Below are 23490 nucleotides of genomic sequence, written 5' to 3'. Positions count from 1 at the left end.
AACCAAAATATTTTACTTTATCTCTACCTTTCAGCCTCTTAAAATACTCAATTAAAATATTTTGCTTTCTATCTTTCAAAATCTCGATTATTTGCCCTTTTACAGGATCTACAAATATACATTGATATTTTGCTCCACCTGCATTGCCTTTAAACTCGTCTACACATATTGCTTCAGAAGAAAACTCATCTACAGTTTGACCTGGATTTACTTTATCAAACAATCTCATAACTGTTGTCACTGAAACATTTGTGTGTTTTGCTATCTCTTTCATACTTGTTAAACTTCCAAGTTGACTTATAATATATGCTGCAAGTCTATTTGTCATCCTTTGAGATTTGCCTAAAAAACTTATGTGTTCAAAAAACTTCTTCCCACATGCTTTGCAGACATATCTTCTCTTTCTTATAATCAAATATGTTTTCTTGCCCATTATAGGTACATCTTTTACCTTCTGTGTGTGATAATCATGTACCTTACTTGTAATATTACCACATTTAGGACATTTGTGGGGCTTTTGTACCTGACTTATGTGAAGTTCTATTTCACTTTCATTCTCATTCATTTGGTGAAGAATAATATCTTTCGATTTTAAAAGTTCAGTGATATAATTAGATTTGAGCACTTATTCTGGATGCCTCCTTTCTTTTTGGGTGTTTTTTGTCATAAAACAGTTTTTATTATAGCAGGCATTCAGAATAAGTGCTATATTTTTTCCTTTTTACCCACCCCAATATTTATTATAGAGCCAGATAATCAAATAAGTCGAAGAAAGTTTTTCCATAAATCTCAACATTGTTTAGAACGTTCCCTTCAATCGAAAGCCCAGCGAGGCTTCCTATTAATGTAATTGTAATCGTAGTCAAGATAACAGCAAATTTCCCAGAGATTTAGCATCAAAATTCCAGTTAAAATTTTATTTTACTGGAATTTTATTTTTTTACATTTACTTGAACAACTGGTAATCTAGGAGACTGATAGGTCGCAAAAATAGATATACTTCCCACTTACCCCAAAAATTTTAAAAATTAATTTCCAATTTTTATTTTGAATTAAGTATCTACTAATATTGGTGGAGGCGGCGGGAATCGAACCCGCGTCCGAAAGTAAGCCACCGCAAGCATCTCCGAGCGCAGTCTGTGTTTTGAATTTCGCCAAACTAACGCCCACAGACAGGCTTTAGTTTGGCTAGCCTCAGTGGTTAAGGTGTTTCAGAACCCGAGGCGCGTTCTGAACACCTGGCTGGTAGGGTCACGCCCGACTATGAGAGACCAGCCAACTCTCATAGTGGACGGCTGCCAATTCTAATTAAGCAGCAAGAGGAACGTATTCGTTGGCACTTATCTTTTCCCCACCGTTTTTTTACGAGGACGGTGGGCAACCTCGGCTCGCTTCCTGCGAAGGCCTACCCCCGTCGAAACCGTTCGCCCCCAAAATTTTATCCCAAGCCTTAGAAAATAATAGCGATGGGAAAACCATCGCTATTTTTTGATTTATTATTTGAGCTGGTGCCGAGGGCGGGACTTGAACCCGCACGGTCCCAATGACCGCATGGCCCTCAACCATGTGCGTCTGCCAATTCCGCCACCTCGGCAAGCTAATGCAAAGTTTGGTAGTTTAGTTTTTCCCTTTTTTGGAGCGGGTGACGGGTTTCGAACCCGCGACCCCTTGCTTGGCAAGCAAGTGCTCTACCGCTGAGCTACACCCGCTCTGTTTGGTTGCTTTATCTTTCCTTTGGTGCGAGAGGAGGGATTTGAACCCTCACGGGATTATCAGTCCCACTGGATTCTAAGTCCAGCGCGTCTGCCAATTCCGCCACTCTCGCACCTATTTCTGGTGACCCGGGCGGGATTCGAACCCGCGACCCCCTGATTAAAAGTCAGGTGCTCTACCTGCTGAGCTACCAGGTCACCTTTATGAACAACGCGTTTTCACACGTGCCGATAAGAATAATACCATACACTGTAAAAAGTGTCAAGAGGTTCAAAAAAATTTTTCTGATTTTCTTGACTTAATTATTTCATTATGGTATATTAAAATGAAAATGATTTTCATTTTCAACAACACATAATTGTGTCAGCAATCATAAACATAGTAAATTTAATGGGGGTGAAAAGATTGAAAATGACTAAGAATCGGCAATTGGTATATGAATTGCTCAGTAAATCAAATGTGCCAATGACGGCTTATGAGATGTCAAGGAATTTGGAAGGAGTAAGTTTAACAACGGTTTATAGAGCATTGGATTATTTGGTCGCAAGTAATGTTGTAAGATACTTTGTTTTAAACGATTTTAAATACTATTATTTAAATTCTGAACATAAGCATTTTTTCCAATGTACAAAGTGTGGAAAATTCTTTCCTCTCGATGAATGCTATATGAAAGAGTACGAAGAACATATTGAGAAAGAGTTTGGATTCAAAATCTCAGAACACTTCGTATTTTTTACTGGCTTGTGCAAAGAATGCCAAAAATAATTTAAAAGGAGGTCTTAGATATGAGAAAAGATATAAAATATTTATTTCTTCTTTTTATATTAACAGCTGGTTTAATATTTGCTTTGGATAAAGTCCCTACCGTTGTTACTTCCATAAACCCATATTATCTCATAGCAAAAGAAATTGCAGGAAATAGATTGAATATTCAGTTACTTATCAAACCAGGGAGTGACCCGCATACTTTTAGTCCTTCTATAAGTGACGTAAAAGTGCTTTCAAATGCTTCTTTAATAATTGCAAATGGTTTATGTCTTGATAACTCTTATTTGAAGAATTACAAAAATGTTGTTTATTTAGGCGAATTTATACCTAAGGATAAATTATTAGAAGGTTCGGAAGGGGATGGATCTGATATTGGTAATAGTCATGAAGTTGGATATAACCCACATGTTTGGTTGGCTCCAGATTTTCTTATTGACTATATTATTCCCAAAATCGTTCAAGAGATAAGCAAGCTTGATTCAAAAAACAAAATTTACTATGAAAATAACGCTAAAAAAGTTATAACCTCTCTAAAGATTGTTTCAAAGAATTTAGATAAACTCTTAGCTAATCAAAAAGGTTCTGTTGTTATTCTAGAGCATCCGTCTTTTATGTATTTATTTAATAAATATGGTATAGAAGTTCTTTCGGTTGAGGAAGGACATGGTAAAGAACCTTCCACTTCTCATATAAAAGAGATAATAAAAAAAGCTAAGTCAAAAAAATTACTTGGGATTTTTGTCGGGCCTCAATTTAATGAGTCTTCTATAAAAACTGTCGCGAATGAACTGAAAACTGAATACATGATTTTAGATCCGCTTGGTTTTAAAATAAAAGCGCAGAAAATAAGTGAATTGTTTAACGAAGTATATCGTGTCTTGCAGTCAGCTATTAGTAAAAAGAGCGGTAAATAAGGTGATATTTATGAAAAATTATTCTATCGAAGTTGAGAAACTTGAGGTAAAGTTTGGAGATATTGAAATTTTGAAAAATGTGTCTTTTAAGGTTAAAAAAGGAGATTTTGTAGGCATAATAGGTCCAAATGGGGCTGGTAAATCGACACTTATTAAAGCTTTAATTGGTCTTATACCCTACAAAGGACGCGTGGTTATAAATGGCAAAGTAGGTTACGTACCACAGTTAGCTTCATTTAATAGGGAATTTCCAATTTCTGTTTATGATTTTGTTAGGGTACCAATCAGAAAATCTGAAAATTGGAAATCAGAAGTTGATAAAGTTCTTGAAAGAGTTGGTTTAAAAGGTTACGGTAAGAAATTGGTTGGTGTACTTTCAGGCGGAGAATACCAGCGTGCTGCGCTCGCAAGAGCGCTTGTTGCGAAACCAGATATTCTTATCTTAGATGAACCAGAGTCTGGTGTAGACGAGATGGGGAAGGCACGATTTTACGAATTACTAAGTGAACTTATTTCCGAACAAAATATAACGATATTAATGGTGAGCCATGATATAGGTATGATATTCGAAAAGTGCACAAATGTTATGTGCTTGAATAAAACTTTACATTGTCACGGTCCCACAACCGAAATTGATATAACTGAAGTTAAGAAAATCTTTGGCGAATTTGACTTGTGGATAAGATCTGATAATCACTTTGAAAAAGAACATGGTGGGCATGATAAAAATTATAACTATCATGAACACAATGAACATCAAGGGTAAAAAAGAATAAAACCAGAGGTGTATAAAAAATGGAATTAATTAAAGATATTTTAACTTACGAATTTTTAAGATATTCGCTTTTATCAACAGTTCTTATATCTGTACTAACCGGATTTGTCTCACCAATAATAGTTTACAAGAAGATGGAATTTGTTGGCGATGGTTTGGCGCATGCGATTTTCGCGGGTGTGGCTTTGGCTTTCATTTTGAATTTTAACATCTTCGTAGGTGCCATGTTTGCAACGTTGCTCTTTGCATTTTTGATATATCAGATTAACCAAACGTCTCAATTGGCGGAGAGTACTATAATAGGTATGCTTTTGCCAGTATTTATGTCTGTAGGTATTATACTTTTTTCTAAAACAAATAAATATACTACAGATGTTATGTCTTATCTTTTTGGTAATCTTTTACTCATCTCAAAAGGTGATATTTACTTTCTTTCTGTTATAGGAATTATTACCGTAATTGTTATACTATCGAAATTATACGAAATATCTTATTGGATAAGTGACGAAGCGATGGCACAGTTTTATGGAATAAATACTAAGATTATTAAATTTGTTGTTTTGCTTAGTATATCACTTGTTGTTGTTGCATCGTTAAAATTAGCTGGTGTAATAGTAATGGGGGCTTTTTTGGTCTTACCTGGAGTATTCTCAAAACTTCGCGCAAAATCCATAAAAAATGCGATTTTTAGAGCGTCGATATTTAATTTTTCTACATCTATCATAGGTTTTGTTTTAGCTTATTATTTTGACATTCCACCAGGTCCATCAATAGTTTTAACATCATTTTCTTTTCTTTTGGTTTCTATGATTCTTTCAAGATAATGGAAAAAAGAGAATAAAGTGGTATAATTAAATGAATAATATTATATTTTATTAAATTTTGGGGGTGGCTACTTTGGACTTTGGAAATTACAAAACAGTAAAAATTTCAGAACCTATATTCTTGAAAGGTGGGGATATAGGGGTATTGTTAGTCCATGGTTATACAGGTTCACCACACGATTTTTCTTATATGGCAAACGAGTTAAATAAAGCCGGTTTTACAGTTTCCGTGCCAAGACTGCCTGGTCATGGGACATGTGGAGAAGATTTCTTAAAGACAAACGCAGACGATTGGCTAAGAAGAGCTTTTGATGCGTATTATGATTTGCAAGGGATGTGTAAAGAAGTATATATTTGTGGTCTATCTATGGGAGGAGTAATTAGCCTCATCATGGCAGCTCAATTAAAACCAAAAAAATTAGTCACATTAGCTGCCGCTACGCATGTATTTGATAATCGAATAAAACTTACACCTTTGCTAGCCTTGTTTAAAGAAAAAATGCCACGTGAAAATAACGAAAAGTACGAGGATCCAGATTTGGAATATCTCAGAAAAGAATACTGGTCTTACAACTGGCCCAAACAAGCCGCAGAGCTTTATAAGTTGATGAAAATCTCAAGAAAAAGTGTTACACAAATTATTTCTGATACCTTGGTAGTTGCGGCAAGAAACGATAATACTGTTCCCTTAAGTGCTGCAGAATTTATTTATAATAACATTCGATCAGAGAGAAGAAAACTCTTGGTGTTTGAACGTTCCGGTCATGTGTTAAGCAACGATATTGAGAAAGAAGCGGTTACGGAAGCTGTTAAAAATTGGTTCTTGGGTATTGAGGCATAGGAGAAAATGGTAAAATAAAAATAGACAAATTTTGTCTAATTTTAACATTAAGGTAACCCTAATTCTGGAAAAGTGGTGTATAATAAAAACGAACATGAATTTGGAGGTGTTTTACATGGGTTTATTATCAGAAAAAGATAGGAAGTACTTGGTTGATTTATTTGCAAAAGAGTTAGAAAATGAAGTGAAGCTTTTATTCTTCCACGGAGAAGATTGTGAATACTGTGATTTAGAAAGCCAACTTCTTGATGAAGTAAAAGAGCTTTCAGATAAGATTGTTGTCGAAAAATATCATAAAGACAGCGAAAAGGGTAAAGAATACAATGTTGAATACGCACCTGCCCTTATACTTACGCTTTCAGATGGAGTAGATAGAGGTGTAAGGTTTTACGGTATCCCTTCAGGTCATGAATTTAGCACCCTTATTCAAGACATTATCACATTCGGTAAAGGCGCAAAGCCACAACTTTCGCCTGAAACTATTGAAAAGTTGAAGAACTTGGATAAACCAGTTAAAATCAGTGTTTTCGTTACACCAACGTGTCCATATTGTCCAAGAGCGGCTTTAACAGCACATAATATGGCCCTTGCAAGTGACAAGGTAACGGCAGAAGTTGTTGAAGCGAATGAATTCTTCGACCTTAGTGAACAATTTGGAGTTTCTTCAGTTCCGCATATTGCTATCAACAGAAATCCTGATAGGTTCTTTATAGGTGCTTATCCAGAACCACAATTTTTACAACAAGTTCTTGATTTGGCTGAATAATTTGGCTTAGTAATTTTCTCAATTTAAATTAATGAGCCGATAGCTGTTGCTAATTGGCCAGCCATCCCCCAAACATTTCAGGGCACTCTATGTGCCCTGAATTTTTAGGAAATTTTATCAAAAATTATAGAAAAAATAACGAAAGGAGGTATTTGTATGGGTTTATTTGATATTGGCTCAGCTGGAAGTGAACTTAAAGAATATTACGATGTGATTATAATTGGTGCAGGACCAGCAGGTTTGACCGCAGCAATTTACGCAAGAAGAGCAGGCTTAACGGCTCTCGTTATTGAAAAAGCTATCGAAGGTGGAGCAGTTACACAAACCCATGTTGTAGAGAATTGGCCAGGTGAGATAAGTATAGAAGGTCAAGCTTTAGGGCAAAAGTTTGCCGACCATGCAAAACATTTTGGTGCAGAGATTCACTACGCGTTCGCACAAAAAGTTTACGTAGATGGTGATTACAAGGTTGTTGAGTTAGATGATGGCAATAAGGTAAAAGGTAGAGTACTTATTATAGCTACAGGAACGGAGCCAAGAAAGCTTGGAGTGCCAGGTGAAGCAGAGTTTAGAGGCAGAGGGGTTACATACTGCGCGGCTTGTGATGGATATCTATTTAAAGACAAAGATGTTGTTGTCGTTGGTGGAGGAGACAGTGCTTGCGATGAGTCTCATTTCCTTTCAAAGATAGTAAATAGCATTACAATGGTTCAGAACTTACCATACTTAACGGCAGCTAAGGTATTGCAGGAGAGAGTTCTTAACAATCCAAAGATAAAGGTTATAACAAATCATATTGTTAAGGAAATTAGAGGTACGAATAAAGTGGAAGAAGTTATTATTGTGAACAATGAAACGAAAGAAGAAAAAGTTTTAAAAGCAGATGGTGTATTTATATACGTTGGTTTAGTTCCAAAAACTGAGATATTCAAAGGCTTTGTAAATATGAATGATTACGGTTACATAATTACAGATGAAAATATGGAAACAAATGTTCCAGGAGTTTACGCTGTTGGAGATATTAGAATTAAAGGACTCAGACAAATTGTTACAGCAGCAGCAGATGGCGCAATCGCAGTTGAACATGCAGCAAAGAAATATTTCTAATTTCTAATTATTTAATATAGAAATATGAAAAGGAGGTATCGCATATGCCAACATATAAAATAAAGATATACACAACACCAACTTGTCCATGGTGCAAAAGGGCAAAAGAATATTTTAAACAGCTGGGCATATCTTTTACAGAAGTTGACGTATCAAAAGATCGAAAAGGCGCGGAAGAAATGGTTAGAAAATCAGGTCAGATGGGTGTCCCTGTCATTGAAATTGGGAACCAGATAATTGTTGGCTTTGACAAAGCAAAAATTGATAGAATCCTTGGAATTAGCTAAAAATCAAAAGATAATAGGGTAGATGGGAAAATACCATCTACCCTATATTTATTGATGATTAATTAATTTTACAAGAGGTGAGATTATGAAAATCAGTTGCCCAATTTTGAGGTTTTTATCAAGATTATTTATGAAAAAATTCAAGGTTATCAAGGTGAGAAAACTATGAGAAAAATTATTTTTTATTTATTATTATCACTTTTATTTGTTAGTTCTTTATTTGGCTATGATTACACATATAGTGACTTGGGAATAGCGCACAGAATTTCACAAATTGAAGATAAAATTTTGTTAATAATGTTCTCTTCCCCAAGTTGTTACTATTGTAAGCTGTTTGACAAAGATGTTATTACAAACAAATCGGTTCAAGAATTTTTAAGGGGAAATTATGTTTTTGTCAAAATTGAACCATCAAGCTATAAGACAACTTTTTTGGGAAAGAGTTACACAAACAATGATTTATTTTCTGCTTTCGGAGTTAGAGGTACTCCAACGTTTGTGTTTATAAGGAATAAAGAATCAATAACTCAAGTCCCGGGCTACATGCCAGCTGAAGATTTTCTAAAAGCACTTAAATACATTATCAGAGTTGTTGAAAAAAATTACAAAGAACCTTTCGACAGCTACTCAAAGAAATCTGATGATCTGAAAGGTTATCCAAAGATAGTAAATGTTGACAAAGCTAATAGTGAATATATTTTAAAATATGATAAAAACGCGCAATTAGTTAGTGATTTACCAAAAGATATCGACGTATACAAAGTTTACGTTACAAAAGATGAAGACGTTGCTAAGAAACTTGTTGAATTAGGAGCTATAAGGGTGCTTCTTGTAAAGTGAGGTGCCGAAAATGAATCTTCTTTCTACTCCAGATATCTCTGTATTTGTTGCGATAGTCTCCGGGTTACTTTCGTTTTTTAGTCCATGCGTTCTTCCATTAATTCCTGGTTTCATAGGCATCGTTTTAGGTGGTGACAAAAAGTTTCAAAGGCTTATAGGATTTTTTGTAGGTTTTTCGTTTATGTTTACCTTACTTGGCGCATTTTCTTCTTTTCTTGGGAGTTTTTTGGTAAAATTTGGTGGAATAATCGAAAAAATTATAGGTATAGCGATTATAATATTTGGTATACTTTATATGTTGGAGATACAGCTTTTTAAAGGCAAATCTTTAAATATATGGAAGTTCAAGGGATCTGGATTATTAGGTGGTTTGATATTAGGACTTGCGATTGGCTTTGTTTGGATACCCTGTAGCAGCCCTGTTCTTGCGTCAATTTTACTAATTGCGGCTCAGAAAAGTTTGTTGAAGGGTATGATTTTATTGTTTGTGTATTCACTTGGGATTTCTGTACCTTTTCTCACAATAGGTACTTTGGTAGCGCGAATTTTGACAAGAGGTTTTGGGACACCATCTTGGGAAAAGTGGATGAAATTCATAGGTGGAGGATTTATAATATTGATGGGATTACTCGTCATACTTGGCAAAATGAAAGTTTAAAAAGATAAAACTGTGGAGGTGTTTTATATGGCTACAGCAAGAATGGATTTTTATTCAGGTATGCTCTTTTATTCCAAGACGTTATCAGGGCATGATTTGATTATTGATGCTGACCCTTCTGTTGGTGGAAGGGATGCCGGACCGAGGCCAAAAGAATTGCTTCTCTATTCTCTGATGGGATGCACAGGAATGGATGTTGTGTCTTTGCTTAGGAAGATGAGAGTTATAGAAAATATGGAAAGCTTTAGGATAGAAGTTGAGTACGAACAATCACAGGAACATCCAAAAGTTTATACTAAGATACACTTGAAGTACATATTCAAATTCAATGGTGAACCACCAAGGGAACAAGTTGAAAAAGCTGTCAATTTATCTCAAGAAAAGTACTGTGGGGTCTCCGCTATGCTAAAGAAAGCTGTACCAGAATTTTCCCACGAGATTGTATATGAATGATTTATAATCTTTAAAAAAACTCTTGAAAAATCTACAAACTATGGTATTATATTCAACGGCATTTGAAAACATTTGAACGGGTAAAAAGGTCTGTGAAAAAAATTTAACAATAATCAACATAACTGAAATGTTGACAAAATTGAAGGTCTCAGTTATAATAAGTAACGCAAACGTGATTTAAAGCGAGCCAACGTAGCTCAACCGGCAGAGCGGCTGACTTGTAATCAGCAGGTTGAGGGTTCAAGTCCCTCCGTTGGCTCCAAAATCCCGACTCAAGTTTTTTATGTTTGCGTGGTGAGGTGCCCGAGTGGCCAAAGGGGGCGGACTGTAAATCCGCTGGCAGAATGCCTTCGAAGGTTCAAATCCTTCCCTCACCACCAATATTTTTATAATTAGGAGGCTGAACGAAGATGAGAGTTCAAGTAGGGCTCAAGTGTGAAGAATGTGGAAACAGAAACTACTACACAACAAAAGAGAAAAGCAAAAAAGATAAGCTTAGATTAAAAAAGTACTGCCCAAAGTGCAATAAGCATACATTCCACACAGAAACAAAGGTCTAATATTTTAAGATAATTAGTCAACTTTTGGAGTCTGAATTTTTCGATACCCGCAGGGGCGTAGCTCAACTGGCAGAGCACCGGTCTCCAAAATCGGGTGTTGCGGGTTCAAGTCCTGCCGCCCCTGCCAGTTTTTATTTTTTATTGTTTTGTAAATGATTTGATGAAAGAGTTGTTGCTGAGGGGTGAATTAGATGCTTGAAAAACTCAAGAAATTCTTCGCCGAAGTAAAGTCAGAAGCAAAGAAAACAACATGGCCAAACAGAGAAGAACTCTTGGCGTCTACAGGAGTTGTTTTATTTATTCTTGCTGTATCAGCTGTTTATCTTTTCCTTGTTGACTTGTTGTTCTCCGGAACGTTGGGTGCCTTGCTTCAAAAATTCTGAGGTGATTAAAAAATGAAAAAAGAATGGTATATAATTCATACCATTACCGGGTATGAAAACAAAGTTAAAGAGAACCTTGAGGCAAAGATAGAGGCCCAAGGTTATCGTAATCTTGTATCGCGTGTTATTGTTTTAGAAGAGACTGTTATAGATACTTCAAGTAAATCACTTGAAAGACACGTTGTTACACATGAGGTTAAGCTTCACGTGAACAACGGAGCCGATGTTGAAAAAGGAGATTTGTTAGCTGAAGAACCTTCTATCAAAGTTAGACGTGATGGAATTATTTCTGAAGTTATAAACGCAAGAAGAATAATTGTTGAAACGATGGATAAAAAATTTTCGAGGACATATATAATTCCAGAATCGGCTAAACCAGTTACCGGATTAAGAGTTGGTTCTAACGTTTTCCAAGGAACGTTTCTTGCCGCAAGCGATGAATTTATTTGTGATATGGATGGAAGAGTCATTGTAAATGAGAAGGTAAAGAAAGTTGTTGTCAGAACCTCTTTTGGTGATGAAGATGTTTATATTATACCTGCTGATGTATATAATTCGGCTGTTGTAAAAAAAGGTGTTCAATTAAAAGCTGGACAAATTTTGGCTGAGGGTAAAAAGATATTTTCAAAGAGTACAGGAAGAGTTAGTGTTGTTGATTTCGCAACAAGAAGGGAAATTGTAATTCAAAAAACAAAGAAGAAAAAGTTATATCCGGGTTATTTATTCGTTGAAATGATAATGAATGATCACACATGGGAATTTGTTAGAGGTACGCCATTTGTTATGGGGTTTGTATCGGCAGGTGGAAGACCTCTTCCATTAAAGCCAGAGGAAGTGCATTACATACTGAGGATGGCAGGACTCGAAGAAACAGTTCAAGCAAAACCTCAAGTTGCGAAGGTTGAGCTTGAAATTCAACCGGGAGACGCTGTAAAGATTATCACAGGTCCATTCGAAGGATTTAGCGGTATAGTGAAAGAAGTTGATGAAGAAAAGCAAGAACTTAAGGTAAATGTTACCATATTCGGTAGAGAAACTCCTGTTACAGTGCATTTGAACGAAGTAGAAAAAATATAATACATAATGTGTTGTAAATTTTGATAATTTTTTAGGTTTTTTCAAAAAGTGGGAGGGCATAGCCCGAAAGATTTTAAACCACAGAAGGAGGTAAGTTGTTATGGCTAAAAAAGTTGTTGCACAGGTAAGACTTGTGCTTGAAGCCGGAAAAGCAACACCAGCTCCTCCAGTAGGACCAGCTCTTGGTCAAAGAGGAGTTAATTTGATGGAATTCTGTAAGAAGTTCAACGCTGTTACAGCCGACAAAGCAGGACTTCTTATTCCTGTCATTGTAACAGTTTACGACGATAGGTCGTTCACATTTATTACAAAAACTCCTCCTGCAAGCTTCTTGCTCAAGAGAGCAGCAAAGATTAACTCTGGCTCAAGTGAGCCAAAGAGAAAAGTTGCAGGAAAAGTCACAAGACAACAGATTAAAGAAATCGCCGAACTAAAAATGCAAGATCTCAACGCCAATGACCTGGAAGCTGCGATGAAGATTATCGAAGGAACCGCACGCAGCATGGGTCTGGAAGTTGTAGATTGAAGCGGAAGGGAGGAGGCTTAGAATATGCCTAAACACTCCAAAAGATACAACGAAATAAGAAAGCTTGTTGATAGCGAAAAGGCATACACTTTAGATGAAGCAGTTGAACTCTTAAAGAAAACAGCGACAGCGAAATTTGATGAAACAGTTGAATTCCACATCAAGACAAATATTGATTACAGAAAGAGTGAACAAAATATAAGAAGTACAATATCCCTTCCTCACGGGACTGGTAAGAGTGTAAGAGTCCTTGTTTTCGCAAAAGGTGAAAAGGCAGAGGAAGCAAAACAAGCAGGCGCAGATTACGTTGGAGCAGAAGAACTTGCAGATAAAATTGCGAACGAAGGGTTTGTTGATTTCGATGTTGCGATCGCAACACCAGATATGATGAAAGTAATTGGTAAGCTTGGTAAGGTTTTAGGTCCAAGAGGACTTATGCCAAACCCAAAGACTGGAACCGTTACAGAAGATATAGCAGCAGCTGTTTCCGAATTTAAGAAGGGTAAGGTTGAGGTTAGAACAGATAAGACAGGTAACCTCCACTTCCCAGTAGGAAAAGCTTCTTTTGAGCCCGATAAACTTAAGGAAAATATTAAATCAGCATATGAACAGATACTTTCTCTCAGACCAGCAGGTGTTAAAGGGCACTTTATAAAGAAGGCAGTTGTTGCAACAACAATGGGACCTGGAATAAAACTTGATCTTAACGTTTTAGCAGAAGGAAAGAGATAATTTAGAACAAAATTAATAAACTCAAAAGCGGAGGGTGTACACCTTCCGCTTTTTTCTTTCTGAAATTCTTTTGATAATTTTTAGGAAATCGTAGTTTTTAGATGATATAATAATGCAGATGAATAAATTCTGAAATTTAAAGTGGTGATGTGACTGTGATTTGGATAAAATTAAAAAAGGTATATTTTTTGTTTTTTGTTTTGACTTTATTTATTACAACTAAAAGTTTTGGTTATTACGTTTCATTTAAAGCGGAAGTATCTGTTATTCCAGGGGTAGTCACTATGAATGAACTTGTTGAAGAAACAGATATGTCAAGTGAGGTACTTGAAAAAATAGTAGTTGCTTACATGCCTTATAATTCAAAATTGACTTTAAATAAGCGCTATTTAGTCAATTTAATTAAAAAACGTGTCGGTAACGTTGATGGAGTAATTGATGACGTGCCCATTGTTATTGTGTCTGATAAAGTTACAAATAGTTCTTTGGAATTATCAGAAAAAATTTTAGTTGAGAGTGAAATTCAAAATATCGTAATTAATGAATTGAGTAAATATTACCTGAATGGTACTAGTTTTAATTTAAAGTGGCGAAGTGGTTCTCTTGTTGAACACGATAATTACTCAATTTCAGTTCAAATAACTAACAGAGCTAACCCATTTGTTAGGATTACTCTCAAAAAATCAGGAAGGGCAGCTGGATATATTTCACTTCAATATGAGGCAATTTGGATTAGGAAAATAGCGGTTAGTAAGAGAAGAATAGAGAAGGAAGAGATAATAGGTTTGAATGATGTTGAATTCGTCGAATACAATATATATAGTTTAAATAAAATGCCTGTTTTCGAAGAAGATTTACCCGTGATGGCTGATAAAGTTTTTCAAAAAGGCGAAATTATAGATGGAAAGTATATTAGCGATGTTCCACTGATTGTAAAAGGTCAAGTAGTAAAAGCTATTAGCATCGTGGGTGGAGTGATGGTTTCAACACTTGTTCAAGCTTTAGAGAATGGAAATGTTGGAAAAGTCATCAGTGTCAAAAATCTTGAGAATGGAGTTATTATAAAAGGAACTATTCAAGAAGATGGAACGATAATTGTTTTGGAGGTGAAATAAGTGTTTAAGTTAATTAGATTGGTAAAAGCAATTACAATCATTTCAATATTTATTAGTGTTTTTTCGTTTTCAACTTCTTTATATACAAGTTCCGCAAATCCTCAATTCCAAAACTTAATGGGAACATACAAAGCTTCTAAGGTTGGCGATGCGATTACGATTGTTGTATATGAATCACCTCGTATATCTACATCTTCACAGGTCAATTCCATTACAGGTGCTTTTATAAATGCAATAAACACTGGCACGAAACTTGTAGGTCTTGATTTGAGTAAGTATTTGCCAACAAATAGCTCGCCAACTGATAAGAGGGATAACAAAAGTCAAGCTAACGCTGTTGTTGAATTAACCGCTGTTGTTAAACAAGTCGATTCAACTGGAAAGATGTTTGTCGAAGGTAAAAAGCAAATAAAGGTAGGTAACGATTTAAGAGAGATAATAATAACGGGTTGGGTACATCCTCAAGCTATTAAACCAGGAAATATAGTTAATTCCACTGATTTGATAAATGCACAAATTTGGGAAAATGGTAAGGTTGTTTTTCAGGATGATCCACAACAGAGTACATGGCTTGGCTTATTACTATCGGCAATTGTTGGTTTGTTTAAATAATTTTCAATGACATGCAGGAGGAAGGAAAATGCGTAGGAATATATTGAGCATGTTTTTATTTATCACATTAATAATTTACTCTTCAATATTTGCCGTCAATGTTCGCATTAAAGATTTTGCAAAGTTCAGAGGTGCGAGAGATAACCAATTATTTGGTGTTGGTATAGTGGTTGGTTTGAATGGAACAGGTGATAGTGGGACGCTGAATTCAACTTTACTTTCTAACATGCTTAAAAACTTTGGCGTTGCAGTCAATCCAAATGATTTAAAAACAAAAAATGCTGCCCTTGTTATGGTTGTTGCAGACATCCCACCATTTTATAAGCCCGGCATGAGACTTGACGTTGAAGTTGCGAGTATCAACGACGCAAAAAGTCTTAGAAATGGTATATTACTTCAAACACCGTTGTACGGTGCAGATGGAAATGTATACGCAGTAGCGCAAGGTCCTGTTTCCGTTGGAGGGGAAGATGTTAAAGGGAGTGTTAATCTACAAAAAAGATTTCCCGTTGTTGGATATATACCAGAAGGTGCGCTTGTTGAAAGGGAAATACCATTTAGCATTGTTGACGGTAATTCTGTAACTATTCTTCTAAATAAACCAGATTTTACAACCGCGGCAAGAACGGCACTAGCTATAAACACGAAATTTGGTACTAACATTGCGAAAGCGTTGGATGGTGCAAGTGTTAAAGTAAATATTCCAAATGTATTTTCGGATGACGTTATTTCCTTTCTCGCACTACTTGAAGAAATAGAGGTTCCGGTTGATGTTGTAGCTCAGGTAGTTATCAATGAACGCACAGGAACCGTAGTTTTTGGTGGCGACATTGGGATAGCTGATTTTGTGCTTTCGTACGGAAATTTTGTTATAACAATTTCCAACGGACAGATTGGAGATAAAAAGGCTACTATTGGGAACTTAATAACTGCTCTCAAATCCTTAGGCGCTACTCCACAAGATATAATCGCGGTTGTACAGGAATTGTACAAAGCTGGAGTTATTTTTGCTCAGCTCAAAATTATGTAGGCTATAAAATTTTTGCTGAGTAAAAGTGGGTGATAATGTGGAACTTAAACCTTTGAACCTTTCTAGAACAACTTTGAATTTACCTCAAAATAATAACAAGCAGTTGAATATTGATAATGTAAACAATTCTAAAGACGCAGAAAATTATCAAAAACAACTCAAAAAAGTTTCCGAAGAGTTTGCAGCGTGGTACATATACGAGATTTTTAAAAAGATGTATAATACTGTACCTAAGAGTGGATTAATACAGGAGAGTTTTGGTGAGCGTTGGTTTAGAGAAATGCTTTTGCAACAATACGCATTAAAGACAGCGAAAACGGATTTAAAAGATTTATCTGATATGATTTACAGGAGTTTAGGAGGAAAAGAAAACACAGAGAGTATAAATTCTGCGAAGAATACGACTTATAGAACGGAAGCTCTAAAGTTACTCAACTCTCTCATTTCTCAAAATCAGGAATCTGGTGAGTGATGGAGAAGAGAAGAGGACGAAATCTTCAACAATGCTAATTAACACATTTTGACTTCCCATACGGTTTAGGGCACTCCTTAAAAGGTGTGCCTTTATTTTTATAGAAAAATTCACATTAATTTCTGTATTTATTCCTCCTTTGTAAGCTATTCCTCCGTATTGTGATACTACAACAAGCTCTCCGTTTCGAGTGTAAAGTTGGGTATCGGAGAAGCGACCGGATATAAGTGACCTTCTTAATAGTTTTTGAAGTTGAGCTGCGTTTATTTTAGCTTGCATTTGAAATCTGTTGCAAAGATTTCTTATTTTTTCTGGAGTTTCTGTTGGTTTATCACCACATACGGTGAAAATATCATTTCCTAAAATGTACATTTTCTGGTCAAGTTCATCAAAATGTATCTTTATTTCTTCGATTTCCTCTAAATCAAATGTTTTTATAATATGCCTTGCTGAAACATAAGGAATACTCGTAGAAAAGCTTCCCGGCTTAAATTCAAATGTTCCTTTTTCTTCCGATTCTTCAATGTTTTGTGTTCCCAGTTTTATGTACGATAACATACCAGAGTGGTGTGATATTAACTCTATGTTATTTGGACTAATGAATATATCAACGTTGCTACCCTCTTCGATAAAACATGAGGCTAGATCAAAATCACTAAGAAATTTTTTCTTAGAAACTAATACCATTTTTTCCGGGACTTTTTGGATAGCCATATTTTCTATATAATTGACACGCAAACGTAGAATCTCATTCTGGCATTTGAAGGTTACAATACCATCTTGGAAAAGTAGATTAACTCTTCCTAACAATTCCGAAGAGAATTGTTTTACAACATCAAGTGATATCTGGAAAGGTTGGAATGGTTTAGAAAAAAGATATGGTGAGAGTTCAAAATAACCTCTAAAGCAACTATCTGAGGCCATTAGGTACAATTTTCCTTCTTGTGGGAAGAACGTTAATTTTCTATTTGATGGCTCAAGTGTACCACATACTCTATCAGCTTTTTTCAATATATCTTTTAATTTTTCCGCATCGATTTCTATTGTAAAACTTCCCATGGGTACACCTCGTAACTATTTTTAATAACCTCCATGTAATTATGTGATTATGTGCTCATCATTTCAAAAAAGTTTGGTACAGGTTCGAAATTTAATCCATCATTCTCTCCTGATTTTATTCTTTCCAATCCGGCTCGTGCAATCATTGCGGCATTATCCGAACAATATTCCAAAGGTGGGATGTAAAAGTTGAATTCTTCAGATAAAGCTCTAATTTTCTCTCTTAGTCTACTGTTAGCGGCTACGCCTCCTGCTAAAACAATATTTTTTAGATTATTATCTCTTGCCGCTTTTGTAACTTTATGCAGAAGTACGTCTATCATAACTTCTTGGGCACTCGCGGCTAAATCCGGTATTGGAAGGTTATTCTCGCTGTAGCCACTTTTAGTTAATCGTTTTATTTCATACAACACAGCTGTTTTAAGCCCAGAAAAGCTAAAGTTATAATCTGGATCGTACATCTTTGGTTTTGGGAAATTGAAAGCGTTAGGATTGCCGTTCTTAGAAATTTTATCTATTTCCGGACCACCTGGATAACCAAGACCAAGCAAGCGCGCGATTTTATCAAATGCTTCTCCAACTGCGTCGTCTACACTGCGCCCAAGTATTGTTACGTTGTTATTTTCTTCAACTTTTAATATAAGTGTGTGGCCACCAGAAACCATAAGGACAATATACGGTGGCTTTAAGTCTGGATATGCAAGGTAATTTGAATAAACGTGCCCGATTATATGATTAATGCCTACTAAAGGCTTTTTATATCTCAACGCAAGACCTTTTGCAAAAGAAACACCTACGAGTAAAGCACCTATTAATCCTGGACCTTTTGTAACTGCTATACCATCTATTCTCTCAATGTTTATATTTGTTTGACTAATGAGTTCAGAAAAAAGAATGGGGAGCCTTTTTAAATGCTCCCTCGCAGCTATTTCTGGTACAACACCGCCAAATTTCTTATGGATTTGTATCTGTGAATAAACCAAATTAGCGATAACGGTATTATCTTCAACGAGTGCTACCGATGTTTCGTCACAGCTTGTTTCTATTCCTAAAACTATCATGTGACACCTCTTACTTTTACGCTGTTTCTTTCATGTAAATCTTTGGCTTTTCTTTCTTCGTTACGCATTCTTCTGTTATTATAACCTTTTCAACAGCTTTTAAATCTGGTATATCGAACATAATGTCTATCATTACTTCTTCGAACACACTCTTGAGCGCCCTTGCTCCCGTTCCTCTGCGTAAAGCTTCTTTCGCGATAGCATATAGTGCTTGCTCTTCAATTTCTAATGTTACTCCATCGATTTCAAAGAGTTTTTTGTATTGTTTGAGTACGGCGTTCTTTGGTTCTTTTAGGATTCTTACCAAATCATCTACACTCAAATCATCTAACGTGCCTATAACCGGGAATCTTCCAACAAATTCTGGCATCAATCCGTATTGGACAAGGTCATCTGGGGTAACGTGCTGTAAAATTTCACCTAATCTCATTTGTTCTTTGCTTTTGACAGGCGCGTTGAATCCTATTGTGCTTCCTTCAATTCTTCTTTTGATTATCTCATCAAGACCATCAAAAGCTCCACCAACAATAAATAATATGTTTGTTGTGTCAACTTTTATGAATTCTTGGTATGGGTGTTTTCTACCACCTTGTGGTGGAACGTTTGCGATAGTTCCCTCAACGATTTTTAGTAATCCTTTTTGCACGCCTTCACCACTTACATCCCTTGTAATAGATGGATTTGGTGATTTTCTGGCTATTTTATCTATTTCATCGATGTAAATGATTCCATACTGTGCCCTTTCAACGTCGAAATTTGTTACTTCGAGTAATCTAAGTACTACGTTTTCAACATCTTCACCGACATAGCCAGCTTCCGTTAATGGTGTTGCATCTGCTATCGCGAATGGAACATCAAGGATTTTAGCCAGAATTCTTGCCATAAGCGTTTTACCGCTTCCGGTAGGACCGATGAGTATTATATTTGATTTTTCGATTTCAACGTCATTGGTGTCCTTACCGAAGAATACTCTTTTGTAATGGTTGTACACAGCTACCGATAGTATTTTCTTTACTCTCTCTTGGCCTATAACGTATTTGTCCAATTCTTGCTTTATCTTTGATGGTGTTGGCAGTTCTCTTCGGTCTTTTGGTCCAAAACCCATCGGTTTTATTTTTTTGTCACTTTGTAATATGTCGTGAAATAGCTCAACACATTCACTACATATATACACATTTCCAGGCCCTGCTATAAGTTTTTCAACTTTGTCTGATGCTCTTCCACAGAATGAACAAAACTTTTGTGCCATGAAATACCTCCTTATTCAACCTTGCCCAATCTTTTTTATATTATTCAACTGTTACGCTTTTCGCAAGGTTTCTTGGTTTATCCGGGTCGTAACCACGCTTGTCAGCTATGTAGTATGCGAATAGTTGGATTACCGGTGCGATTATTAACGGATATAAATCTTCATGTGCTTCTGGGATGTATATCACGTCATGCGATATTTTTTTGATTTCTTCATCGCCTTCTGTTGCTATTGAAAGTATTCTTGCGTTTCTTGCCCTCGATTCTTCGATATTGCTTCTCATTTTTTCATACAAGCTGTCTTTTGGTGCAATCGCGAAGACTGGGAAAGTTGGATCAAGTAATGCTATTGGTCCGTGTTTTAATTCGCCTGCTGGGTACGCTACTGCGTTTATGTAACTTATCTCTTTTAGTTTCAATGCACCTTCCATTGCTGTTGCTGTATTTATTCCACGACCTATGTACATGAAATGATGGTAGTTTTTGTAATAATCAGCTAGTTGATTTATTTTTTCGTTGTTAATTATCTTTCTAACAATTTTTGGTGATTCATTCAATTGTTTTGATATTATATTATGTTCTTCTGACCAGATCCCTCTTTTTTTCATCATGTACAAACCTAGTGTGTATAGAATTATTAGTTGGTTAACGTAAGTTTTTGAAGCAGCAACTCCTATCTCTGGTCCTGCGTTCATGAACAATGTTATGTCACTTTCTCTTGTTATCGTTGAACCAACAACATTGGTTATTGCGATAACTTTACCACCTGCTTTTTTAACTGCTCTCACACTCTCAAGAGTATCCGCCGTTTCACCAGATTGGGAGATAGCTATTGTTAACGTATTATCATCTATCCTTATAGGTCTATATCTAAACTCTGATGCAACATCTATAAGTACATCAACATCGAGATATTTTTCCGCAAAGTATTTGAACACAAGACCCGCGTGATAACTTGTACCGCATGCAACAAGGAGTATCCTTTTAACTTTTTCTAGATTGAATTCATCAAGTTCTTTAAGATTTGGTTTTAAATCTTCATCAAATCTTCCGACAAGTGCGCTTTCTATAGCTTCTGGAACTTCGTGTATTTCTTTGAGCATAAAGTGTTTAAATCCGCCTTTTTCTGCAGCTGATTCGTCCCAAGAAATGTGCGTGTGTTTTCTGATGACAACATTTCCAGAAAAGTCTGTTACCTTTGCTTTATTCCCCTCTATGTAAACAACATCACCATCTTCAAGGAATATAACGTCACGAGTGTATTTAATTATAGGAGTAACGTCTGATGCAAGTATGCATCTCTCATCGTTGCAACCTAAAACGAGTGGACTACCTTTTCTTGCACCTACCATGATATTTGGAATATCCGAGTGTATTACTGCAATCGCGAATGCCCCTTTTAGTTTTTTCAATGCTTCCAAAACTGCTTTGTATAAATCGCCTTGAAAGTTTTCTTCGATGAGGTGACTTATAACTTCTGTATCTGTGTCTGATTTAAATTTGTGCCCCTTTTCTATTAATTCATTTTTCAATTCTTGGTAATTTTCTATTATTCCGTTGTGTACAACCGCGATTTTTCCACTACAATCGGTATGAGGATGAGCGTTTTTATCACTTGGTGCACCATGTGTTGCCCACCTTGTGTGCGCAATACCTCCATGGACTACTTTCTCAGTTTCAACAACGCTTTTCAAATTATCTATCCTACCGACACTTTTGCTAACGTAAAGACCATTTTGGTCTATAACAGCAACTCCTGCTGAATCATATCCACGGTACTCAAGTTTTTTAAGACCATCTATTAAATCACTTACTTTAAATTCATGACCAATTATTCCAACGATACCACACATTTTAAATCACTCCTTTAAAAATTGCTTTGAAGACATAGAAGAGCTTTATTTATTATACACTTTTAATCTTTCATTTAATTGTTCTACCAGTTTACCTTCCACACCTCTGACTGCTACGTCTATGGCGTTGTATATAGCTATTCTATCTGAATTCCCATGCGCTTTTACAACAATTCCATCTACTCCTAAGAAGAACGAACCACCGTATGTTCTTGGGTCGAGTTTTTTCTTTAATTTCTTTAAAGTTCTTGAGAATAGCAAAGCACCTAAAATTCCATCCAAGCTTTTTTTGGCTTCTTGCTTAATTGTATGTGAAATGAGTTTTGCAACTCCTTCCATTGTTTTCATAGCTATGTTACCAGAAAATCCGTTAGTTACAACAACGTCAACAGTACCAATATTTATATCGTTTCCTTCGACATTTCCATAAAAACTTTCATTGAAAGCTTGTTTTAGTAATTGGTACGCTTGTTTTTCTAATTCTGTACCCTTGTTTTCTTCAGTTCCAACGTTCAATAATCCAACTTTTGGATTTCTCTTGCCAAGTATTTTAGCGTACTCTATACCCATTGCGGCAAATTGGATTAACCATTCATGTTTGACTTCGGCATTTGCTCCAGCGTCTATGAGTATAGTAAAATCATTTAAACTCGGTACAGGTACTGCCAAAGCCGGTCTATCTACACCTGGTAATCTTCCAACAACGAGTGTTGCACAGGATAGTAAAGCACCTGTGTTACCAGCGCTGACGATAGCTTCTGCTTTCTTTTCTTTTACTAACTGAGATGCTATATACATCGAACTATTTTTTCTTCTTAATGCATCCGTTGGTTTTACATCCATTGGCAAGGCTTCTTGTGCTTCAACAAGTTCTACTAATCCTTCACTTTTAAAATGTTCAAATTCTTTTAGAGTATCAGCTAAACCAACAAGCACGAGTTGGACTTTTCGACCAGTTTTTTTCACATTTTGCAAATACATAAGAGCGCCGGCTTTTATTTCCTCCGGCGCCCTATCTCCGCCCATTAAGTCCAGCGCTATGCGAATCATTTCGCTACCTCAAACACCTGCTTCTTACCGTAATAGCCACATCTTAAGCAAACTCTATGTGGTTGTTTTGGTGCGCCACAGTTTGGACATGTGGTTACCGCAACGCTGAATGCTTTGTAAATCTTTGCTCTTTTGTGGTGTGTTCTGCTGCTTGAACGCTTCTGCTTTGGTACTGCCATAGTTATCCCTCCTGTGTATGCTTGATTTTAAGTAATATTTCGAATCTTGGATCAATTTTCTCTTCCATTTTATCACATTTATGGTCAGGCTCTTCATTTAAGTCCGCACCACAATATGGGCACAAACCTTTGCAGTCTTCACTACATACAAAAACATCTGGTGCACTGCTAACTATTCCTTCAATTATTCTTTCCTCAAGGTCTATTATATCATCTGTAATCAATATTTCATTCGATAAATCTTTAAGCTCTTCTGTTTTGTGAGTAATTTTCTTCTCAAAAGTATACACTGCTTCGACGATTCCGTCAATGTACATTTCTGAAATTTTTAAACACCTGTCACATGGACGTTCTACGTATCCTCTTGCGTATCCACCAAGTAGTATTTTATTATCGGCGTAAGTAAGTACTAATTTTACTTTGAAGCCACCATTAACAACCTTGTAAGTTCCTGTATGCAATTCTATCTCATCAATTGCATAAATATCTTCTATGATTTTCCTTTTTTCATTAATTAATTCCTTAACGCTAATTTTCCACATTGCAATCACCTCGGGACTTTGGTATTATAATTATAGTACTTTTTC

27 protein-coding genes, 7 tRNA genes, 1 other RNA gene and 1 pseudogene are annotated in these 23490 nt (G+C 36.0%); 23 read left to right on the top strand and 13 right to left on the bottom strand.

Annotation, left to right across the window (positions count from 1 at the left end):
- Nucleotides 1–4: 4 nt before the first annotated feature.
- The 6 genes and pseudogenes from FNOD_RS04500 to FNOD_RS04480 all read right to left on the bottom strand — a co-directional run.
- Nucleotides 5–625: pseudogene (locus tag FNOD_RS04500) on the bottom strand (transposase family protein); the annotation flags it as partial.
- Nucleotides 626–1070: 445 nt separating this feature from the next.
- Nucleotides 1071–1432, bottom strand: a transfer-messenger RNA (tmRNA) gene (gene ssrA / locus FNOD_RS09435).
- 74 nt (nucleotides 1433–1506) lie between these two features.
- Nucleotides 1507–1594: transfer RNA gene (locus FNOD_RS04495), tRNA-Leu, on the bottom strand.
- A 40-nt stretch (nucleotides 1595–1634) separates the two neighbouring features.
- A tRNA-Gly gene (locus FNOD_RS04490) sits at nucleotides 1635–1709 on the bottom strand.
- 26 nt (nucleotides 1710–1735) lie between these two features.
- Nucleotides 1736–1825: transfer RNA gene (locus FNOD_RS04485), tRNA-Leu, on the bottom strand.
- A gap of 9 nt (nucleotides 1826–1834) precedes the next feature.
- A tRNA-Lys gene (locus FNOD_RS04480) sits at nucleotides 1835–1910 on the bottom strand.
- 214 nt (nucleotides 1911–2124) lie between these two features.
- Here FNOD_RS04480 and FNOD_RS04475 point away from each other — a divergent pair.
- The 23 genes from FNOD_RS04475 (at nucleotide 2125) to FNOD_RS09835 (ending at nucleotide 16453) form a co-directional block, all read left to right on the top strand.
- Nucleotides 2125–2478 carry a Fur family transcriptional regulator gene (locus FNOD_RS04475; RefSeq protein ID WP_238374625.1) on the top strand — a complete coding sequence of 118 codons (354 nt, stop codon included), beginning with the start codon at nucleotides 2125–2127 and terminating at the stop codon, nucleotides 2476–2478.
- A 20-nt stretch (nucleotides 2479–2498) separates the two neighbouring features.
- Nucleotides 2499–3395 (top strand): metal ABC transporter substrate-binding protein, encoded by an 897-nt coding sequence (locus FNOD_RS04470; RefSeq protein ID WP_011994029.1) that lies wholly within the window; start codon nucleotides 2499–2501, stop codon nucleotides 3393–3395.
- Nucleotides 3396–3405: 10 nt separating this feature from the next.
- A complete protein-coding gene (locus FNOD_RS04465; protein WP_011994028.1) occupies nucleotides 3406–4161 on the top strand; it encodes a metal ABC transporter ATP-binding protein in 756 nt (251 codons plus the stop codon).
- Nucleotides 4162–4190: 29 nt separating this feature from the next.
- Nucleotides 4191–4994, top strand: coding sequence for a metal ABC transporter permease (locus FNOD_RS04460; RefSeq protein ID WP_011994027.1), 804 nt, complete (start codon nucleotides 4191–4193; stop codon nucleotides 4992–4994).
- Between the two features lie 73 nt (nucleotides 4995–5067).
- Nucleotides 5068–5835: an alpha/beta hydrolase gene (locus FNOD_RS04455; protein ID WP_011994026.1), complete on the top strand. Its 768-nt coding sequence runs from the start codon at nucleotides 5068–5070 to the stop codon at nucleotides 5833–5835.
- Between the two features lie 115 nt (nucleotides 5836–5950).
- Nucleotides 5951–6601, top strand: coding sequence for a protein disulfide oxidoreductase (pdo, locus tag FNOD_RS04450; protein WP_011994025.1), 651 nt, complete (start codon nucleotides 5951–5953; stop codon nucleotides 6599–6601).
- Between the two features lie 156 nt (nucleotides 6602–6757).
- Nucleotides 6758–7708 (top strand): thioredoxin-disulfide reductase, encoded by a 951-nt coding sequence (gene trxB / locus FNOD_RS04445; RefSeq protein WP_011994024.1) that lies wholly within the window; start codon nucleotides 6758–6760, stop codon nucleotides 7706–7708.
- A gap of 44 nt (nucleotides 7709–7752) precedes the next feature.
- Nucleotides 7753–7995, top strand: a complete 243-nt coding sequence (locus tag FNOD_RS04440; RefSeq protein WP_011994023.1) for a glutaredoxin family protein — start codon at nucleotides 7753–7755, stop codon at nucleotides 7993–7995.
- Between the two features lie 165 nt (nucleotides 7996–8160).
- A complete protein-coding gene (locus FNOD_RS04435) occupies nucleotides 8161–8835 on the top strand; it encodes a thioredoxin family protein (RefSeq protein WP_011994022.1) in 675 nt (224 codons plus the stop codon).
- A gap of 10 nt (nucleotides 8836–8845) precedes the next feature.
- Nucleotides 8846–9493: a cytochrome c biogenesis CcdA family protein gene (locus tag FNOD_RS04430; protein WP_011994021.1), complete on the top strand. Its 648-nt coding sequence runs from the start codon at nucleotides 8846–8848 to the stop codon at nucleotides 9491–9493.
- 27 nt (nucleotides 9494–9520) lie between these two features.
- Nucleotides 9521–9946, top strand: a complete 426-nt coding sequence (locus tag FNOD_RS04425; protein ID WP_011994020.1) for an OsmC family protein — start codon at nucleotides 9521–9523, stop codon at nucleotides 9944–9946.
- Nucleotides 9947–10132: 186 nt separating this feature from the next.
- Nucleotides 10133–10208 (top strand) — tRNA-Thr (locus FNOD_RS04420).
- Between the two features lie 31 nt (nucleotides 10209–10239).
- Nucleotides 10240–10326: transfer RNA gene (locus FNOD_RS04415), tRNA-Tyr, on the top strand.
- Nucleotides 10327–10356: 30 nt separating this feature from the next.
- The gene (rpmG, locus tag FNOD_RS04410) at nucleotides 10357–10506 is read left to right on the top strand and encodes a 50S ribosomal protein L33 (protein WP_011994019.1); all 150 of its coding nucleotides are present in this window, start codon (nucleotides 10357–10359) and stop codon (nucleotides 10504–10506) included.
- 51 nt (nucleotides 10507–10557) lie between these two features.
- Nucleotides 10558–10633, top strand: a tRNA-Trp gene (locus FNOD_RS04405).
- Nucleotides 10634–10697: 64 nt separating this feature from the next.
- Nucleotides 10698–10889 carry a preprotein translocase subunit SecE gene (gene secE, locus FNOD_RS04400; RefSeq protein ID WP_011994018.1) on the top strand — a complete coding sequence of 64 codons (192 nt, stop codon included), beginning with the start codon at nucleotides 10698–10700 and terminating at the stop codon, nucleotides 10887–10889.
- A gap of 12 nt (nucleotides 10890–10901) precedes the next feature.
- The gene (nusG, locus tag FNOD_RS04395) at nucleotides 10902–11966 is read left to right on the top strand and encodes a transcription termination/antitermination protein NusG (protein WP_011994017.1); all 1065 of its coding nucleotides are present in this window, start codon (nucleotides 10902–10904) and stop codon (nucleotides 11964–11966) included.
- 100 nt (nucleotides 11967–12066) lie between these two features.
- Nucleotides 12067–12492 carry a 50S ribosomal protein L11 gene (gene rplK / locus FNOD_RS04390; RefSeq protein ID WP_011994016.1) on the top strand — a complete coding sequence of 142 codons (426 nt, stop codon included), beginning with the start codon at nucleotides 12067–12069 and terminating at the stop codon, nucleotides 12490–12492.
- A 24-nt stretch (nucleotides 12493–12516) separates the two neighbouring features.
- Nucleotides 12517–13224: a 50S ribosomal protein L1 gene (gene rplA / locus FNOD_RS04385; protein WP_011994015.1), complete on the top strand. Its 708-nt coding sequence runs from the start codon at nucleotides 12517–12519 to the stop codon at nucleotides 13222–13224.
- 284 nt (nucleotides 13225–13508) lie between these two features.
- Nucleotides 13509–14339 carry a flagellar basal body P-ring formation chaperone FlgA gene (gene flgA / locus FNOD_RS04380; protein WP_238374617.1) on the top strand — a complete coding sequence of 277 codons (831 nt, stop codon included), beginning with the start codon at nucleotides 13509–13511 and terminating at the stop codon, nucleotides 14337–14339.
- Complete coding sequence (locus FNOD_RS04375) at nucleotides 14340–14951, top strand: flagellar basal body L-ring protein FlgH (RefSeq protein ID WP_011994013.1); 612 nt, start codon at nucleotides 14340–14342, stop codon at nucleotides 14949–14951. It begins immediately after the preceding gene.
- Between the two features lie 28 nt (nucleotides 14952–14979).
- Entirely contained in the window at nucleotides 14980–15981 is a 1002-nt protein-coding gene (locus FNOD_RS04370) for a flagellar basal body P-ring protein FlgI (protein WP_011994012.1), read from the top strand.
- A gap of 37 nt (nucleotides 15982–16018) precedes the next feature.
- Entirely contained in the window at nucleotides 16019–16453 is a 435-nt protein-coding gene (locus FNOD_RS09835; protein WP_011994011.1) for a rod-binding protein, read from the top strand.
- Here FNOD_RS09835 and FNOD_RS04360 read toward each other — a convergent pair.
- From FNOD_RS04360 to FNOD_RS04330, 7 genes are read right to left on the bottom strand one after another with little or no spacing between them, the layout of a single operon-like run.
- Nucleotides 16409–17512 (bottom strand): hypothetical protein, encoded by a 1104-nt coding sequence (locus tag FNOD_RS04360; RefSeq protein WP_011994010.1) that lies wholly within the window; start codon nucleotides 17510–17512, stop codon nucleotides 16409–16411. The genes FNOD_RS09835 and FNOD_RS04360 overlap by 45 nt on opposite strands.
- A 47-nt stretch (nucleotides 17513–17559) precedes the next feature.
- The gene (gene tsaD, locus FNOD_RS04355) at nucleotides 17560–18573 is read right to left on the bottom strand and encodes a tRNA (adenosine(37)-N6)-threonylcarbamoyltransferase complex transferase subunit TsaD (protein WP_011994009.1); all 1014 of its coding nucleotides are present in this window, start codon (nucleotides 18571–18573) and stop codon (nucleotides 17560–17562) included.
- A 16-nt stretch (nucleotides 18574–18589) separates the two neighbouring features.
- The gene (gene clpX, locus FNOD_RS04350; protein ID WP_011994008.1) at nucleotides 18590–19822 is read right to left on the bottom strand and encodes an ATP-dependent Clp protease ATP-binding subunit ClpX; all 1233 of its coding nucleotides are present in this window, start codon (nucleotides 19820–19822) and stop codon (nucleotides 18590–18592) included.
- A gap of 40 nt (nucleotides 19823–19862) precedes the next feature.
- The gene (gene glmS, locus FNOD_RS04345; RefSeq protein WP_011994007.1) at nucleotides 19863–21674 is read right to left on the bottom strand and encodes a glutamine--fructose-6-phosphate transaminase (isomerizing); all 1812 of its coding nucleotides are present in this window, start codon (nucleotides 21672–21674) and stop codon (nucleotides 19863–19865) included.
- A 45-nt stretch (nucleotides 21675–21719) separates the two neighbouring features.
- A complete protein-coding gene (gene plsX / locus FNOD_RS04340; RefSeq protein ID WP_011994006.1) occupies nucleotides 21720–22724 on the bottom strand; it encodes a phosphate acyltransferase PlsX in 1005 nt (334 codons plus the stop codon).
- Nucleotides 22721–22903: a 50S ribosomal protein L32 gene (gene rpmF / locus FNOD_RS04335; RefSeq protein ID WP_011994005.1), complete on the bottom strand. Its 183-nt coding sequence runs from the start codon at nucleotides 22901–22903 to the stop codon at nucleotides 22721–22723. Before rpmF ends, plsX begins: the two co-directional genes overlap by 4 nt.
- 2 nt (nucleotides 22904–22905) lie before the next feature.
- Nucleotides 22906–23445: a DUF177 domain-containing protein gene (locus tag FNOD_RS04330; protein WP_011994004.1), complete on the bottom strand. Its 540-nt coding sequence runs from the start codon at nucleotides 23443–23445 to the stop codon at nucleotides 22906–22908.
- Nucleotides 23446–23490: the final 45 nt, after the last annotated feature.

It is taken from the genome of Fervidobacterium nodosum Rt17-B1 (genome assembly GCF_000017545.1).
Taxonomy (GTDB): domain Bacteria; phylum Thermotogota; class Thermotogae; order Thermotogales; family Fervidobacteriaceae; genus Fervidobacterium; species Fervidobacterium nodosum.
This window is presented reverse-complemented; position numbering and strand designations above follow the sequence as displayed.